The 14,247-nt window shown below is 65.8% G+C and carries 16 protein-coding genes; 4 read left to right on the forward strand and 12 right to left on the reverse strand.

The features are described from left to right. Window positions 1–5: 5 nt before the first annotated feature. The 3 genes from G9Q80_RS24255 to G9Q80_RS24265 all read right to left on the reverse strand — a co-directional run bounded on the left by G9Q80_RS24255 (window position 6) and on the right by G9Q80_RS24265 (window position 2,688). Window positions 6–1,367 (reverse strand): 8-oxoguanine deaminase, encoded by a 1,362-nt coding sequence (locus tag G9Q80_RS24255; RefSeq protein ID WP_088715466.1) that lies wholly within the window; start codon window positions 1,365–1,367, stop codon window positions 6–8. 87 nt (window positions 1,368–1,454) lie between these two features. Next, on the reverse strand, window positions 1,455–2,264 hold the full coding sequence (locus tag G9Q80_RS24260) for an inositol monophosphatase family protein (RefSeq protein WP_088715465.1): 810 nt from the start codon (window positions 2,262–2,264) through the stop codon (window positions 1,455–1,457). A gap of 49 nt (window positions 2,265–2,313) precedes the next feature. Continuing rightward, a complete protein-coding gene (locus G9Q80_RS24265) occupies window positions 2,314–2,688 on the reverse strand; it encodes a helix-turn-helix domain-containing protein (protein ID WP_168246591.1) in 375 nt (124 codons plus the stop codon). A 293-nt stretch (window positions 2,689–2,981) separates the two neighbouring features. Between G9Q80_RS24265 and G9Q80_RS24270 the strand changes: the two genes are divergently transcribed. After that, window positions 2,982–3,950, forward strand: a complete 969-nt coding sequence (locus G9Q80_RS24270) for an NADPH:quinone oxidoreductase family protein (RefSeq protein WP_088715464.1) — start codon at window positions 2,982–2,984, stop codon at window positions 3,948–3,950. Window positions 3,951–4,015: 65 nt separating this feature from the next. Here the strand turns inward: G9Q80_RS24270 and G9Q80_RS28345 are convergent, their stop codons facing one another. The 3 genes from G9Q80_RS28345 to G9Q80_RS24280 all read right to left on the reverse strand — a co-directional run bounded on the left by G9Q80_RS28345 (window position 4,016) and on the right by G9Q80_RS24280 (window position 6,051). After that, window positions 4,016–4,420 carry a hypothetical protein gene (locus tag G9Q80_RS28345; RefSeq protein WP_232788225.1) on the reverse strand — a complete coding sequence of 135 codons (405 nt, stop codon included), beginning with the start codon at window positions 4,418–4,420 and terminating at the stop codon, window positions 4,016–4,018. Beyond that, entirely contained in the window at window positions 4,386–4,994 is a 609-nt protein-coding gene (locus G9Q80_RS28350; RefSeq protein WP_232788224.1) for a TonB-dependent receptor plug domain-containing protein, read from the reverse strand. The genes G9Q80_RS28345 and G9Q80_RS28350 overlap by 35 nt, the downstream gene beginning before the upstream one ends. An 82-nt stretch (window positions 4,995–5,076) precedes the next feature. Next, window positions 5,077–6,051 carry a Gfo/Idh/MocA family protein gene (locus G9Q80_RS24280; RefSeq protein ID WP_074621615.1) on the reverse strand — a complete coding sequence of 325 codons (975 nt, stop codon included), beginning with the start codon at window positions 6,049–6,051 and terminating at the stop codon, window positions 5,077–5,079. Between the two features lie 185 nt (window positions 6,052–6,236). Here G9Q80_RS24280 and G9Q80_RS24285 point away from each other — a divergent pair, with 185 nt between their 5' ends. Further along, window positions 6,237–7,256, forward strand: a complete 1,020-nt coding sequence (locus G9Q80_RS24285; RefSeq protein ID WP_088715463.1) for a leucine-rich repeat domain-containing protein — start codon at window positions 6,237–6,239, stop codon at window positions 7,254–7,256. Between the two features lie 78 nt (window positions 7,257–7,334). Here G9Q80_RS24285 and rpoH read toward each other — a convergent pair whose 3' ends face one another. After that, window positions 7,335–8,231, reverse strand: a complete 897-nt coding sequence (gene rpoH / locus G9Q80_RS24290) for an RNA polymerase sigma factor RpoH (RefSeq protein ID WP_088715462.1) — start codon at window positions 8,229–8,231, stop codon at window positions 7,335–7,337. A gap of 283 nt (window positions 8,232–8,514) precedes the next feature. Between rpoH and G9Q80_RS24295 the strand changes: the two genes are divergently transcribed. Next, window positions 8,515–9,156 carry a DUF4386 domain-containing protein gene (locus G9Q80_RS24295; protein WP_088715461.1) on the forward strand — a complete coding sequence of 214 codons (642 nt, stop codon included), beginning with the start codon at window positions 8,515–8,517 and terminating at the stop codon, window positions 9,154–9,156. A 3-nt stretch (window positions 9,157–9,159) separates the two neighbouring features. On the opposite strand, the gene G9Q80_RS24300 is transcribed toward G9Q80_RS24295, so the two are convergent. Then, a complete protein-coding gene (locus G9Q80_RS24300) occupies window positions 9,160–9,525 on the reverse strand; it encodes a cupin domain-containing protein (RefSeq protein ID WP_088715460.1) in 366 nt (121 codons plus the stop codon). 60 nt (window positions 9,526–9,585) lie between these two features. Then, a complete protein-coding gene (locus tag G9Q80_RS24305) occupies window positions 9,586–10,608 on the reverse strand; it encodes an RluA family pseudouridine synthase (RefSeq protein ID WP_088669843.1) in 1,023 nt (340 codons plus the stop codon). Here G9Q80_RS24305 and G9Q80_RS24310 point away from each other — a divergent pair. Beyond that, window positions 10,607–10,918 (forward strand): DUF6476 family protein, encoded by a 312-nt coding sequence (locus tag G9Q80_RS24310; protein ID WP_043138058.1) that lies wholly within the window; start codon window positions 10,607–10,609, stop codon window positions 10,916–10,918. The two genes, G9Q80_RS24305 and G9Q80_RS24310, sit on opposite strands and share 2 nt — an antisense overlap. A gap of 146 nt (window positions 10,919–11,064) precedes the next feature. On the opposite strand, the gene hpaH is transcribed toward G9Q80_RS24310, so the two are convergent. The 3 genes from hpaH to G9Q80_RS24325 are packed head-to-tail and all read right to left on the reverse strand — an operon-like array spanning window position 11,065 to window position 14,119. After that, window positions 11,065–11,862 carry a 2-oxo-hept-4-ene-1,7-dioate hydratase gene (hpaH, locus tag G9Q80_RS24315; protein ID WP_088715459.1) on the reverse strand — a complete coding sequence of 266 codons (798 nt, stop codon included), beginning with the start codon at window positions 11,860–11,862 and terminating at the stop codon, window positions 11,065–11,067. Further along, complete coding sequence (locus G9Q80_RS24320) at window positions 11,859–12,722, reverse strand: fumarylacetoacetate hydrolase family protein (RefSeq protein WP_198549987.1); 864 nt, start codon at window positions 12,720–12,722, stop codon at window positions 11,859–11,861. The genes hpaH and G9Q80_RS24320 overlap by 4 nt, the downstream gene beginning before the upstream one ends. Beyond that, complete coding sequence (locus tag G9Q80_RS24325) at window positions 12,722–14,119, reverse strand: pyridoxal phosphate-dependent decarboxylase family protein (RefSeq protein ID WP_088715457.1); 1,398 nt, start codon at window positions 14,117–14,119, stop codon at window positions 12,722–12,724. The genes G9Q80_RS24320 and G9Q80_RS24325 overlap by 1 nt, the downstream gene beginning before the upstream one ends. Window positions 14,120–14,247 lie beyond the last annotated feature (128 nt).

Here is a 14,247-nt window from a genome sequence, read left to right on the forward strand (position 1 = left end):
TCCCCCTAAAGCGCCTCGGCCAGCTTGCGCGCCAGCGCGTTCTGCCGCGCCACCGCCGCGTCGATGTCAAAGCTGACGATCCGCCCGTCCTCGACCACCAACCGGCCCTCGACCAGAAGATACCGGACGCGCTGCGGTCCGGCCAGAAGCAGCGCCGCCGGATCCCAGCTACCGGCGCTTTCCAGCCCACCGACATCCCAGAGCGCGATATCCGCGCGTTTGCCCACCGCGATCTGGCCGCAATCGTCGCGGCCCAGCACCTGTGCCCCGCCGCGCGTGGCGATCCACAACGCCTCGCGCGCGCTCATGGCGTCGGCGCCGCGCGCCACCCGCTGCAACAGCATCGCCTGGCGCGCCTCGGCTGCGAGGTTGCCTGCGTCGTTGCTGGCCGATCCATCCACGCCAAGACCCACGCGCACCCCCGCGTCGCGCATCGCGCGCACCGGGGCAATCCCGCTGCCAAGGCGACAGTTGGAACAGGGACAATGGGCGACTCCGGTTTTGGAACGCGCGAAAAGGTCGATCTCCTGCCCGTCCAGTTTCACACAATGGGCGTGCCAGACATCCTCGCCGGTCCATCCAAGTTCCTCGGCGTATTGGCCGGGGCGACAGCCGAACTGCGCCTGGGAATAGGCGATATCCTCGTCGTTTTCAGCCAGGTGCGTGTGCAGGCGCACGCCCTTGTCCCGGGCCAGGATCGCCGCGTCGCGCATCAGCTCTCGGCTGACCGAAAAGGGCGAACAGGGGGCGACGCCGACGCGCACCATCGCGCCCTCGGATGCGTCGTGAAAGGCGTCGATCACCCGGATGCAATCGTCGAGGATCGCCGCCTCGCCTTCGACCAGCGAATCCGGCGGCAGACCGCCGTCGCTTTCGCCGATGCTCATGGCGCCGCGGGTGGGATGGAACCGCAGGCCCACCTCGCGGGCCGCGGCGATGGTGTCGTCCAGCCGCGCACCGCCCGGGTAGAGGTACAAGTGGTCCGAGGACATGGTGCAGCCCGACAGCGCCAGTTCCGCCAGCCCCACCTGGGCCGAGACGAACATCTCTTCGGGACCGAACCGCGCCCAGATCGGGTAGAGCGTCTGCAGCCAGCCAAACAGCAGTGCGTCCTGCCCGCCCGGGACCGCGCGGGTCAGCGTCTGGTACAGGTGGTGGTGTGTGTTGACGAGGCCGGGCGTGGCCACGCAGGTGCCCGCCTCGACGATGCGCCCTGAGGTTGTCAGCCCCTGCCCGATCTGCGCGATCACGCCGTCGCGGATCAGGATATCGGCGCCGGTCAGTTCCCGCTTGTCGTCGTCCATGCACAGGACGGTCCGCGCGTTGCGGATCAGGATTTCGGTTTGTGCATTTGTGGATTGTGCCATGTCAGCCCCTCACGAAAGCCCTTTTCGGTGAGAGACAGGGTGAGGCACGCCAGAAAAGGGAAGGACGCGTGACCGCCCGCGCCTTTTTTAGCCCGCGGTGCGCAGCAGGTCCAGCGCCGCGGCGTGCAGCTCCGGCGTCGCGGCGGCAAGCGCACGGCCACCGTCATGCACCGGACCGCCTTCCCAATTGGTGACGATCCCGCCCGCCGCCTCGATCACGGCGATGGGCGCCTGGATGTCATAGGCTTGCAGCCCCGCCTCGATCACCAGGTCGATCTGGCCCGCTGCCAGCAGCGCGTAGGCGTAGCAATCCATGCCATAGCGCACCAGTCGCGCCCGTGCGGCCACGCGTTCGAACCCGGCGCGATCCTCGGGCGTGCCGACCTCGGGGAAGGTGGTGAAAAGGATTGCCTGGTCGATGGCCTGCGTGCCGCGCACGGCCAGCGGACCTGCGTCGTGCGGCCCGGTGAAATCCGCGCGCGACAGGCCGCCGCGGAACCGCTCCTGCGTGTAGGGCTGGGCGATGATGCCGTAGACCGGGCCGGTATCATCGCGGACTGAGATCAGCACCCCCCATGTCGGGGTTCCCGCCAAGAAAGCGCGTGTGCCGTCGATCGGATCAAGGACCCAGGTGAGACCGGTGGTGCCGGTCTGTGTGCCGTATTCCTCGCCCAGGATCGCATCGCCGGGGCGCCTGTCGGCAAGGACCGCGCGCATGGCCTGTTCGGCGGCGCGGTCGGCTGCGGTCACCGGGTCGAACCCGGTGCCCGCGTCCTTGTTTTCGGCTGTCAGGCCGCGCTGGCGGAAAAAGGGCAGGATCGCCTTGCCTGCCGCGTCGGCCAAGGCCTCCGCCGTGTCGATCAGTTCCTTGGCAAGCTCCGACGGGATCCGGTCCATACGCCCCTCCTGTAACCCGGTTCCGGGCTACAGCAGCGGCGCGCAGGGCTCAAGCCACGTCGGACAGGACGCGCGCCAGTTCGAAGAGGCGGCGGCGCTGGTTCTCCGGGATCGCGTAATACGAGCGAACCAGGTCCAGGGCTTCCTTGTCGCCCATGATGTCTGCGGGCACGGACTCCGCGGCGCCCTCTTCGGCAGCGTTCTCGTTTTCGATGCCCTCGAAGAAGAAGCTGACCGGGACGTCCAGAGCCTCGGCGATGTCCCAGAGCCGCGAGGCGCTGACGCGGTTCGCGCCGGTCTCGTACTCCTGGATCTGCTGGAACTTGATGCCAACGCGTTCGGCCAGCTGCTGCTGCGTCATGCCGACGAGCCAGCGACGGTGCCTAATGCGTTTGCCGACGTGAACGTCAACGGGGTGCGCCATCTGTGTCTTCCTGTTCTATGGGTGTGAACAGATGAGCCGGGACCGTACCCCAAATCCCCCAGAACCAGCATCATCCTACACGTCTATGGCCTAATGTGCTACATCATAACGGTCCTCAAAATCAAGTCGCGCAACCACCTATTGATGGTGCACAGCGGGGAAAAACACGACAAAGTTGAACTTGACCGGAAAGCATTCGGTTACACTTCATTTTGCCGCAGGCCCCGGCGCGGGTGCTTTGCCTGAGGGGCAATCTCGGCTAGGCAATTGAAAAACCATATGCAGAGGATGGAATGCGCGCCTTTTTCCTGACCGATCACGACACGCCCGCCCGCCTGAGCGATGTTGCAATACCCGAACCGGCAGAGGGTGAAATCCGCCTGAGGATCGCCGCCTGCGGACTGAATTTTGCGGATCTCCTGATGCAGAAAGGCACCTATCAGGACACGCCGGCCCTGCCTTTCGTGCTGGGAATGGAGGTTTCGGGAATCGTTGACGCAACGGCACCTGACGTCAAAGGCTTTGCGCCGGGTGACCGAGTCGCGGTCTTTGGCGGCCAGGGCGGGCTTGCGGACTACGGCTGTTTCTCGGCGGCGCGCGCGGTCAAGCTGCCCGACACGATGGGATGGACCGATGCCGCCGGGTTCCAGATCGCCTATGGCACCAGCCACCTTGCGCTGGATCACCGGGCACGCCTGCAGCCCGGCGAGACGCTGCTGGTCCTGGGCGCCGCGGGTGGCGTCGGGCTGACCGCCGTCGAGATCGGCAAGCTGATGGGCGCGCGTGTCGTGGCCTGCGCGCGCGGCGCCGACAAGCTGGAGGCGGCGAAACAGGCAGGCGCCGACCACCTGATCGATGCCGAAACCGGCGACATCCGCGCCGAGATGAAGGCGCTTGGCGGGGCGGATGTGGTCTATGACCCGGTGGGCGGCGACCAGTTCACCGCCGCTTTCCGGTCGTGCAACCCCGAGGGGCGCCTGCTGAGCATCGGCTTTGCAAGCGGCGACGTGCCGCAAATCAAGGCCAATCACCTGATGGTCAAGAACCTTTCGGTCATGGGCCTGTACTGGGGCGGCTACCTGGCCTTCCGGCCCGATGTGCTGACCGGATCGCTGGCGCAGCTGATGGCCTGGCATGGCGAGGGACGGTTGAAACCGCATATCAGCCACGTCCTGCCGCTGGAGCAGGCCGCCGAAGGGATGGAGCTGCTGCGCAGCCGCAAATCGACCGGCAAGGTGGTCATCACCGTCGCCGATCTCTGACCGTCAGCGACAGGCCTTTTCTGAAAACCAGAGGGCGGCCCTGCTTACCGGCCGCCCTCTCCGCCTCAGAACCGCAGGCTTGCGGTGAGGGAAATCGTCCGGCCCGGCTCGTTCAGGGGGACGACGTTGCCAAGGCCAAGGTCGTCGGCGCTGCGGCTGGCATAGGTCTGGTCAAAGAGGTTCTCGACGTCCAGCCGCACCTCCAGCCCCTCGACAAAGACGCTGGGCGGCCCGACCACCTCGGCAAAGTCGGGACGGGTAAAGAGAATCCCGCCGGGACCGGCCTGGGCTGACCGACTGCCGGTGTCCTGGATGTCCGAGGTGAAGGAGAACTTGAGCACATAGGCCGACAGGTCCGCCTCCGTGCCCGCCACGGTCTTGCCGTCGCCATCCTTGTAATCGCCGCCGGTCTGGCGGGTGCCGCTGAGCAGCCGCTCAAACCGCTCTTCCTGTCCGAATAGGGTGAGCAAGCGCCGGAAGCCCTGCCCTGCGCAGCGAGGTTAGCCCGTCAAGACGTTCGCCCGGTTCCAGGAAATCGCGTGCGTCCTTGGTGGTATAGGCCAGGCCCCCGGCCAGGGCGTTCGGCCCGGCGTCGGCGGGGCCGATGCCCTCGCTGACCTCGACCGAATTCAGCAGCGCCGGGTCAAAGAGGATGTTGCCTGTGTGGTGAAAGGCGGACTTGTTCTGCCGCGCAGCGTCGATGGTGACAGAGAGCAGGCTTTCCTCGATCCCGTTGACGACGACCTTTTGCGCGATGGCCGCGCCACCATTGACGGCAACCGAGGATTCGCCCCGGAAGACATCGGCCACCGAGACCGGATTGCGCTGCTCCAGCTGCTCCTCGTCGATCCTGTGGTTGCCCAGCAGCGTCTGGGCGGGCTCGGGAATGATGCGAAGCGCGCCCAGGAACACCGGGTCGGTGCCCAGCAGCAAGGCCCGCGCCCAGTCGGTCCCGTCATGTTGCCCCCTCGAATCGTGATGTCCGAGCAGCTGGATGACCTTCAGGGACAGGCTGTCTGGCGTGCGGTTCTGTTTCTCAGGCAATTAATCGACAAAAGAGTCAAGTCAAGGAAACCCGAGGCACGGGCCGCGCTGACCAATGCCCCGGGCGGGTTGGCGGGTCCGATCAACCCCGTTCCTTGGCCCAGACCATGTCGATCATCGCCTGGGTGCCGCGCGAGAACTCCAGCGGACAGGGGTAATGCGCCTTGTCCAGGACGCTGGTGTTGAAGGCCTCGACCTGGTGGACATAGTGGTTGTCCGCCGGAAAGCGGTGCACCGTCTCGACCAGGTCCTTGGATTGTACCGTGACGCGCGCCTCGCCGTAGACGCCGGCGTTGAAGGGCGCGGTCAGCTTCATCACACCCTCTTCGCCGTGAAAGACCACCTCTTGCCAGGGCGCCATCCGCATCGAGACCACGCCGGTATAGTGGAACGAGGGGAAACGCGCGGTGATATGCGTCCAGACGTCCACGTCGTTTTCGCGCTCGACAACGGCCGAGAGGATCTCGTCCGGCTCTTCCCCGGTCACGAAACGCGTCGCGCCGTAGATGTAGACGCCGATGTCCGGCACCGCGCCGCCGCCGGTGTCGGGCCGGTTGCGGATGTTCTGACCATCGGCGCGGTTGTCGTAGGAAAAGGCCGCCGAGACCCGCACCAGCTTGCCGATGGCGCCCTCCTGGTACAACTGGCTGGCCTTGTGCCACTGCGGATGGTGCACGATCATGTAGGCCTCTGCCGCAAGCAGCCCGGTTTCGTCGCGTTTGGCGATCACCGGGTCGAACTCTGCCGCCGTCATCGCCAGTGGTTTCTCGACCAGCACATGTTTGCCCGCCTCCAGCGCCTTGAGCGCCCATTCGACATGCAGGTGGTTGGGCAGAGGAATGTAGACCGCGTCGATCCCGGGGTCCGCCAGCAGGGCGTCATAGCTGTCGTGCACGGTCAGCCCCGGCGCTAGCGCGGCAAAGGGCGCGGCCTTGTCGGGCGAGGAGGTCGCCAGCGCCGCCAGCCGACCGCGCCGCCCCATGTGAATGGCCGGCCCCATGTGTTCGCGCGCGAATTTCGCCGCGCCCAGAATGCCCCAGCGAACGTGATCGGTCATGTCTCTCTCCCAGATTTGTTAGCGCCAACCCTACCCCAAGCGGAGGGGCCTGAAAACGCCGCATTGACCTCTGGCGATGGCCACGGCATCCGCTCTGAAGATCATTGGTTGATGGGTGCCGATCCATGCTGCGCAGAGTTTTCATTGCACTTTCCATTGTTGCAGGAAGCGTCGCCGGAACCGCCTTGGCGCAGGACTGCCTGCCCATTGGCAACAGTTGCATTTCACCAGAGGACAGAAGGATCGTTCTTGGCCCCGCGGAACTGGACGAGCTGTCAAAACTTGCCGCGGCCACATGGGTGCAGTCGCTGGAACTGGCCGGCAACGGCGATCCCGCCCTCGTCGTCGATCTGGCCGCGCTGAACGTGCTGACGGACCTTGGCGCCCTACGGGTCCAGGACCTTCCCGGCGCGCGCTGGGACGGGTTGGACCTGCCCACGCTGCAGGCCCTTCGCCTGCAGGACAATGAGATCAGCAATTTCGCCTTTCTCGACGGACTGCCAGCGCTTCGGGGGCTATGGATCAAGGACTCCCTCGGCCTGTCGGATCTGCCCCGGGCGACGCTGGGCCGGATCGAGAACTTGCGCCTGAACGGCCCGGACCTGTACGACATCAAGGCCGACGGCGCGATGATCAACCTCAAGATCCTGGGGTTCAACGGCGTTTCCCTGCCCGACCTCGCGGGCCTTGGCCCGACCCCCGCCCTGGAACTGCTCAACATCGACGGCGAGGATATCATCAGTCTCGACGGGCTGATCGTGGGACCCGCTTTCCGCGAGCTATGGGCGGAAGGCGCCTGCCTGACGGATATTTCAGCCCTGGCTCCGGCGGATAACCTGGAGGTGCTCAGGGGCAAGAACAGCCAGATCGGGGATATTTCCGCCCTCGCGGGCAAGAACAAGCTGCAGACCCTGTTCCTGACCGGCAGCCAGGTCAGTGACCTCTCGCCTCTCGCGGGCCTTCAATCGCTGCAATTGCTCAGCTTTTCGGATACGCCGGTGACAGATATTTCCGCCCTGTCCAACCTGCCCGAGCTGGTGGCGATCTACATGAACATCACGCGGGTCACGGATTTCACGCCGCTACTGGATACGCCCACCGACATCATGCTGCGGATCAACAGCGACCGCATCCTGATGAGCAGCCAGTTGCCCGGTTTCATCGCCGAGGAAGGCTGGAAGCGCGGCCCGCTCTACCAGAAATGATCCCCCGCACAGGGCGGCGGAGATGAAAAAGGCGGGGCATTGCCCCGCCTTTCGCGTTCAACGGAGGGAGAAACCGTCTCAGACAGCCGACAGCATCCCCTGTTCCTTGGCAAGGTCGCGCATCCGCTTTTGCAGCTTCTCGAAGGCGCGGACCTCGATCTGGCGGATACGTTCGCGCGAGACGTCGTACTGGCCGGACAGTTCTTCCAGCGTGACCGCCGATTCCGCCAGCCGGCGCTGGGTCAGGATGTCCTTTTCCCGGTCGTTCAGGACATCCATCGCCTCGGCCAGCAGGGCGCGGCGCGCCTCAAGCTCGTCACGCTCGGCGTAATCCTCGGCCTGATCGGCATCCTCGTCTTCCAGCCAGTCCTGCCACTGCATCGTGCCTTCGCCTTCGGAGCCGACGGTGGCGTTCAGCGAGGCATCGCCGCCGGACAGGCGCCGGTTCATCGAGATCACCTCATCCTCGGTCACACCAAGGTCGGTGGCGATCTTCTCGACATGTTCGGGCCGCAAGTCGCCGTCCTCGAGCGCGCCGATGCGGCTCTTGGCCTTGCGCAGGTTGAAGAACAGCTTTTTCTGCGCGCTGGTCGTGCCCAGTTTGACAAGGCTCCAGGACCGCAGGATGTATTCCTGGATCGAGGCGCGGATCCACCACATCGCGTAGGTGGCCAGCCGGAAGCCCTTTTCCGGATCAAAGCGTTTCACCGCCTGCATCAGGCCCACGTTGGCCTCGGAGATCACCTCGGCCTGGGGCAGGCCATAACCGCGGTAGCCCATCGCGATCTTGGCCGCCAGGCGCAGGTGCGAGGTGACCATCTTGTGTGCGGCCTCGGTGTCCTCGTTCTCGACCCAGCGCTTGGCCAGCATGTATTCCTCTTCCGGCTCCAGAAGCGGGAACTTCCGGATTTCCTGGAGGTAGCGGCTCAGACCCGCTTCCGGCGAGGGTGCCGGGAGATTTGCATAGTTCGACATCTTGTCTGTTCCCTCCGTTCGGACCCGCATGTTACGGGCTTTAACATCAGGTAGGAACCTGAACTGAATAGTTCAAGTCCCGCATCCGTTAGCGTTAGCGCAGTTAAGCTCGATAGGTGACGACGTCATCCTTTATGTCATAGCGTCACAGAGACGTGCTCGGTTCCTGATGAATTGAAACATATACGTTTACGCATGATTATAGTGCAAAATACGCGGATAATCAAATCTATTCGCATAGGATAGCAGGGCACATCCGTCCATCTGCAAGAAAGACGCCACCATGCAAGCCCTCGCTCCCTCGCCTGTTCATGTCCGCACAGCCGGTGCGCTCTACCTCGTGATCATCCTTAGTGGCCTGACCGCAGAGATCGCCCTGCGTGGCCCCCTGCTTGCCGGCTCACCGCATGAAATCGCAGCGGCCATCGGCGCAAACCTGCCGCAGTTCCGGCTGAGCCTTCTGGCGGACGTCGTCATGCTGCTGGCAGATATCGCTTTGGCGCTGCTGTTCTTCGCCATGCTGCGTGACAGGGCCGAGGGGTTGGCCCGCGCGGCGATGGTCTTTCGGCTGGGGCAGGCGGTGCTGATCGGCGCCAGCCTGATCGCCCTGGCCGGCGCCCCTGCCCTGCTGGCGGACTTGCCGCGCATGGCCGTCCACATGACAGAGATGCACGCCCTGGGTTATGACATCGGGCTGATCCTCTTCGGCGTGAACAGCCTCTTGATGGCGCGCCTGCTGTCGCTGGGCGCCACCCCTCGGATCATCGCGCTCGGCATCGCGGCGGCGGGCCTCGTCTACCTCACCGGAAGCCTGCTGCGCCTGGCCGCCCCGCTGCTGTCAGAAGCCTTCCAGCCCGCCTACCTGGTCTGCATCCTGGCCGAAAGCGCGCTTTGCCTCTGGCTCTTGATCACGGGCAGGACCTGAGCCTCAGTCGAACTGCACTATTGCGCATTCGAACGCGCCCGTGCCGGTCACGCATGTGTGGTGCCTCTTGCCGGATGTATCCTCCATCCGCCAGCAATCGCCCGGCCCGAAATCCCGCGCTTCACCGTCACTGGCGGTGACGCGGATCCCGCCCGAAAGACAGATCAACAATTGGCGTTTGGGCGTTGGATGGATGGGCTCGTTCCAACCGGCTTCCAGCCGCAGCCAGATCATGGCCTGCGCCGCATCAGGCGCAGAGACCAGGATATCCTGCGCCGGCGGCGCAAAGACCTGTTCGGATAGAGGCACGTCGACCTCGCGCCAATGGCTGTCGCCGGCTTCGTCGCAATAGAGTAGCTGGTAATGCATCGGCGTCTCCTCCACGGCCCGATGCAATGATGACAGCGGCGCTCCGGTCCGCCAAGTGTCTCAGAGGGCGCGCAGCGCGGCCAGCAGGCCCGCCATGTCCTCCGGCAGATCGCTGTGGAACATCAGCGCCTCGCCCGTCACCGGGTGGTCGAACCCCAGTTCCGCCGCGTGCAGCGCCTGCCGGTCAAAGCCCCTTGCCAGATCATAGGCCGCGCCCAGCGCCTTTTCCGACAGTTTCCGCCGCCCGCCATAAACCGGGTCGCCGATCAGCGCATGGCCCGCATGGGCCATGTGGACGCGGATCTGGTGTGTGCGCCCGGTCTCCAGCCGGCATTCCACCAGGCTGACGCTGGGCGGAGAGCCAAACCGCTCAAGCAGTTTCACATGGGTGATCGCGTGCCGCCCCTGCCCATCGAAATAGACCGCCTGCCGCTGGCGGTCGGTCTTGTGCCGCGCCAACCCGCTGGTGATGGTGACGCCGCCCTCGCCCCCGACGGAGACGCCCCGCGTGTTCAACAGCCGCGGATCGGCCAGATCTGGCACACCGTGGGCCAGGGCCAGGTAGGCCCGCCGCACGGTATGTTTCTCGAATTGCGCGGCCAGACCGTGATGCGCCCGATCGGATTTCGCCACCACCAGCAAGCCGCTGGTGTCCTTGTCGATCCGGTGCACGATGCCCGGCCGCTTTTCGCCCCCCACCCCGGACAGCGCACCGCCAAAGTGATGCAAAAGCGCATTCACAAGCGTCCCGTCCGGTGATCCGGGCGCAGGGTGCACCACCATCCCGGCGGGCTTGTCGACGACGATCAGATCCTCGTCTTCCCAAAGCACCGCCAGCGGGATGTCCTGGGCGACAACGTCATACTCCTGCGCCTCGGGCACGACGATCTCGATCTCGTCCCCTTCCGCGACCCGCGCCTTGGGATCGGTCACGGGGACACCGCCGCGGCTGACGGAACCTTCGACGATCAGCCGGCCCAGGCGCGTGCGCGACAAGGCCGCCGCCTCTGGCACATCGCGCGCCAGCGCCTTATCAAGACGCACCGGCGGATCCGCCGAAATCACGATACGAAGGATGGTCATGGCCTCTCCCGATCCCGAAGACGATCTGCCCGAGCCGCCCTCGCTGCGCTTTCTGCGCATTCTGGTCACGGTTCTGACGGCGGTGATGATTGCCGGGATCATCGGGATCCTCGGCCTGATCTGGCACCGCTATAGCAATGCACGCGCCCCGCTGCCAGAGGTCATCACCCTGCCCGACGGCACCACCGCCAGCGCCTACACGCAAGGCACCGACTGGTACGCGGTGATCACGGCGGATGACCGCATCCTGATCTTCGACCGCGCCACCGGCAAACTGCGTCAGGAAATGCGGATCGAACCCGGAGAGTGACGGACCGCCTGCGGCGGACCGGCACGCAGCTTGGCGTCTGGGGTCTCCGGAAACGCAAGGCAGGCGCAGCCTGTCCAAAGGGTCGGCGGGCGGGCGTCTTTGCGGCAAAGCCGCAAACAGTCCCGTCCCGCCGGCCCGGCTTCGCCTCACTCGAAACTGATCGACACCATCCCGAAGTCGCCGAAATCGGCCTCTACCATGCAGCCGGGCGGGCATTCCACGGGCCGGATGAAGGAGCCGGACAGGACCACCTGCCCGGCCTCGATCCCCTGACCATAACCCGCCAGCCGTTCCGCCAGCCAGACGATCCCCATGACCGGATCGTTCAGCACCCCGGCGCCCAGCCCCGTCTCCTCGACCGCGCCGTCGCGGGTCACGATGGCCCCGGTCCAGCGCAGGTCCACAAGCCGGGGATTCACCTTCATCTCTCCCAGGACGATGCCTGCGTTGGCCGCGTTGTCCGCTATGGTGTCGCAGACGCTGCGCGTCCGGCCCGTCTGCGGATCTTTGCGCAATATGCGCGTATCGAGGATTTCCAGCGAGGCGCAGACATGGTCCGTGGCCGCGACCACCTCTTCCCGTGTCACCGCGCCCTGCAACGGCGCCTTCATGACAAAGGCGATCTCCGCCTCCACCCGGGGCTGGATGAACCGCCCCTTGGGCACGACACCGCCGCTCTCGAAGACCATGTCCTCCAGCAAGACGCCGCTGTCCGGCGTGTCGATCCCCAGGGCATCCTGCATCGCGCGCGAGGTCAGGCCGATCTTCCAGCCCACCTGTCGGCGTCCCTCTGCCAGGCGCGCGGTGACATAGGCGGCCTGAACGGCATAGGCCTCGTCCATCGTCATGCCGGGATGCGCCAGCGACAAGAGCCCGATCTGTTCGCCCGACGCCTCTGCCCGCACCAGGGCCCGCGCCGCGGCGTGGATCTCGTCCTCGGTCACACCTCGTCCTCCACCCCGTTGCGCAACACGCCGATGCCCTCGGCCTCGACCTCGATCACGTCGCCCGGCTTCAGCCAGACCGGCGGGTCCAGCCGCGCTCCTGCCCCGGTGGGCGTGCCGCAGACCAGCACATCGCCCGGCACCAGGGTGCAGAAGGTCGAGACATAATTGATGATGTAGCGGAAATCATAGATCATCCGCGAGGTCCGGTCCTGCTGCCGAACCTCGCCGTTCACGCGGCACTCCAGCGCGATGTCGTCCAGCTGCGCCGCATTGGTGAAGGGCACCAGCCAGGGGCCGATCGCGCCCGAGCGGTCCCAGTTCTTGCCCTGCGTGACGTTGAACTTGGCGTGGCGCACCCAGTCCCGGATCGTCCCCTCGTTGCACAGCGTCAGCGCGGCGACATGGTCATAAGCCTCATCGCGCGGAATCCGCCGCCCGCCCTTGCCGATGACCAGAACGATCTCGCCTTCGTAGTCCAGCTGTTCGCTCTCGGGCGGCCGCACCAGGTTGGCCCCATGTCCCACGAAGGACCCCGGGAAACGGATGAACAAGGAGGGCTTCGATGGCGCCGCCTGGCCGTCCTTGTACTCGGCATTGCGGTCCGGGTAGTTGACGCCGACGCAGATGATCTTGTCCGGCGCCGGGATCGGCGGCTCCAGCATCACCGCCTCCAGCGGCAGATCCGCCGCGCGTCCCGCCGCCTGCATGAAGATCTCCTTCAGCGCGTCCGCCGCGATCACCTCGCGCAGGGTCGGGTATTGCGGGTTGGCCGAGGAAAGGTCGATCACCCCCTCCTCCGTATGCAAGCCGTAGCCCGGTTTGCCCGCGTGGCTGTAACTCACGAAATGCGGTGTCATCATGATCTGTCCCCTGCCAGTTCCCGAATGACCGTGCCGGCCATCATCACGTCGTCCCGGGTGCAGTCGAACTGCCCCACCTGAAAGCGGATCACCTTGCGGCCCGCGTGCATGCCCTGCGTGACATAGATCCGCCCGTCGGCATTGATCGCATCCACCAACGCCTGCTGGGCGGCATCATCGCCCGGCCCCCGGAAGGTGAACAGCGACAGGATCGGCTCGGTCACGATCTCGAACCCGTCCCGCCGCAGCTCCTCGCAAAGCGCCCCGGCCCAGGCCACATGGTTGCGGAGGCGCGCCCGCAGTCCCTCCAGCCCGTAGTACCGGATCAGGAACCACAGCTTGAGGGCCCGGAACCGCCGGCCCAGGGGGATTGTCCACTCCGAGTAGTTGACCACCTCCGCATGGGAGGTCTTGAGGTACTCGGGCTCGATCTTGAGCGTGTCGATCTGCTGTTTCGGATCGCGCAGGAACTGCACCGAACAATCGAACTGCGCGCCCAGCCACTTGTGCGGATTGAAGACGATGCTGTCACAGCCCTCCACAGCTTCCCAGAACTGCGCCCGGAACTCCGGGCAGATCATCGCCGACCCGGCCCAGGCCGCATCCAGATGCAGGTACAGCCCCTCATCCCGCGCGATCTCCACCAGTTCCGGCAGATGATCCCAGGCCCCCACGCCGGTGGCCCCGGTCACGGCAATGATCCCGGCGGGCACATGGCCGGCGGCCCTGTCCTCGGCGATGCGCGCGCGCAGAGCCTCGGCATCCACGGCGAACTCCGGCGCGCCCCGTGTCGGCAGCTTGACCAGGTTCTCCTGCCCGATCCCCGCCACCCAGCAGGCCCGGTCGATCGAACTGTGCACCTGGTCCGAACAATAGATGCGCAACTGCCCCTTGCCCGACAGCCCCTCGCGGTTGCCGGTCCAGCCGGTCGCCCTTTCGCGCATGGTCAGCACAGCCGACAGGGTCGCCGACGAGGCGGAATCCTGGATCACGCCGGAAAACCCCTCGGGCAGTCCCAGCGCCTGGCGCAGCCAGTCGATCATCACCCCTTCCATCTCGGTCGCCACCGGAGAGGTCTGCCAAAGCATGCATTGCGGGGCGAGCACGCTCACCAGCATCTCGGCCAGCATGGACACCGGCGCCGCATTGGCCGGGAAATAGGCAAAGAACCGCGGGTGCTGCCAGTGGGTCAGCCCTTCGGGCACGATGCGCTCGAAATCCTCCCAGATCGCGCCCATCTCCTCGCCCGCCTCGGGCGGGGCGGGCGCCAGCCGGTCGGCAAAACTCCCGGGCGCCACGGCCGGCCGCACCGGCCGCTCCCGCACCCCCTTGTGATACTCGGCGCCGAATTCCGCCGCCTTCGCACCCCAGGCCGCAAACTCATCCCAGTCCATCACTCTCTCCACTCATCCTCGACCCGTGTTTCTTTGGGCAAAAAATACCTCCGGGGACGCCCGCAGGGCGGGGGCAGAGCCCCCAACCACGCGCGCCAGCGCGCTTGACCTGCCGCGCCGCAGGCGCG

Origin of the sequence: Mameliella sp. LZ-28 (assembly GCF_012274245.1) — a bacterium.
GTDB classification, from domain to species: Bacteria; Pseudomonadota; Alphaproteobacteria; order Rhodobacterales; family Rhodobacteraceae; genus Antarctobacter; species Antarctobacter albus.

What these genes read in the sequence shown, in the direction of transcription:
- G9Q80_RS24320 (WP_198549987.1), bottom strand. Translation starts at nt 12,722, where the DNA reads ATGACACCGCATTTCGTGAGTTACAGCCACGCGGGCAAACCGGGCTAC.
- G9Q80_RS24255 (WP_088715466.1), bottom strand. Translation starts at nt 1,367, where the DNA reads ATGGCACAATCCACAAATGCACAAACCGAAATCCTGATCCGCAACGCG.
- G9Q80_RS24310 (WP_043138058.1), top strand. Translation starts at nt 10,607, where the DNA reads ATGGCCTCTCCCGATCCCGAAGACGATCTGCCCGAGCCGCCCTCGCTG.
- G9Q80_RS24260 (WP_088715465.1), bottom strand. Translation starts at nt 2,264, where the DNA reads ATGGACCGGATCCCGTCGGAGCTTGCCAAGGAACTGATCGACACGGCG.
- G9Q80_RS24265 (WP_168246591.1), bottom strand. Translation starts at nt 2,688, where the DNA reads ATGGCGCACCCCGTTGACGTTCACGTCGGCAAACGCATTAGGCACCGT.
- G9Q80_RS24300 (WP_088715460.1), bottom strand. Translation starts at nt 9,525, where the DNA reads ATGCATTACCAGCTACTCTATTGCGACGAAGCCGGCGACAGCCATTGG.
- G9Q80_RS24295 (WP_088715461.1), top strand. Translation starts at nt 8,515, where the DNA reads ATGCAAGCCCTCGCTCCCTCGCCTGTTCATGTCCGCACAGCCGGTGCG.
- G9Q80_RS24305 (WP_088669843.1), bottom strand. Translation starts at nt 10,608, where the DNA reads ATGACCATCCTTCGTATCGTGATTTCGGCGGATCCGCCGGTGCGTCTT.
- G9Q80_RS24270 (WP_088715464.1), top strand. Translation starts at nt 2,982, where the DNA reads ATGCGCGCCTTTTTCCTGACCGATCACGACACGCCCGCCCGCCTGAGC.
- G9Q80_RS24280 (WP_074621615.1), bottom strand. Translation starts at nt 6,051, where the DNA reads ATGACCGATCACGTTCGCTGGGGCATTCTGGGCGCGGCGAAATTCGCG.
- rpoH (WP_088715462.1), bottom strand. Translation starts at nt 8,231, where the DNA reads ATGTCGAACTATGCAAATCTCCCGGCACCCTCGCCGGAAGCGGGTCTG.
- G9Q80_RS24325 (WP_088715457.1), bottom strand. Translation starts at nt 14,119, where the DNA reads ATGGACTGGGATGAGTTTGCGGCCTGGGGTGCGAAGGCGGCGGAATTC.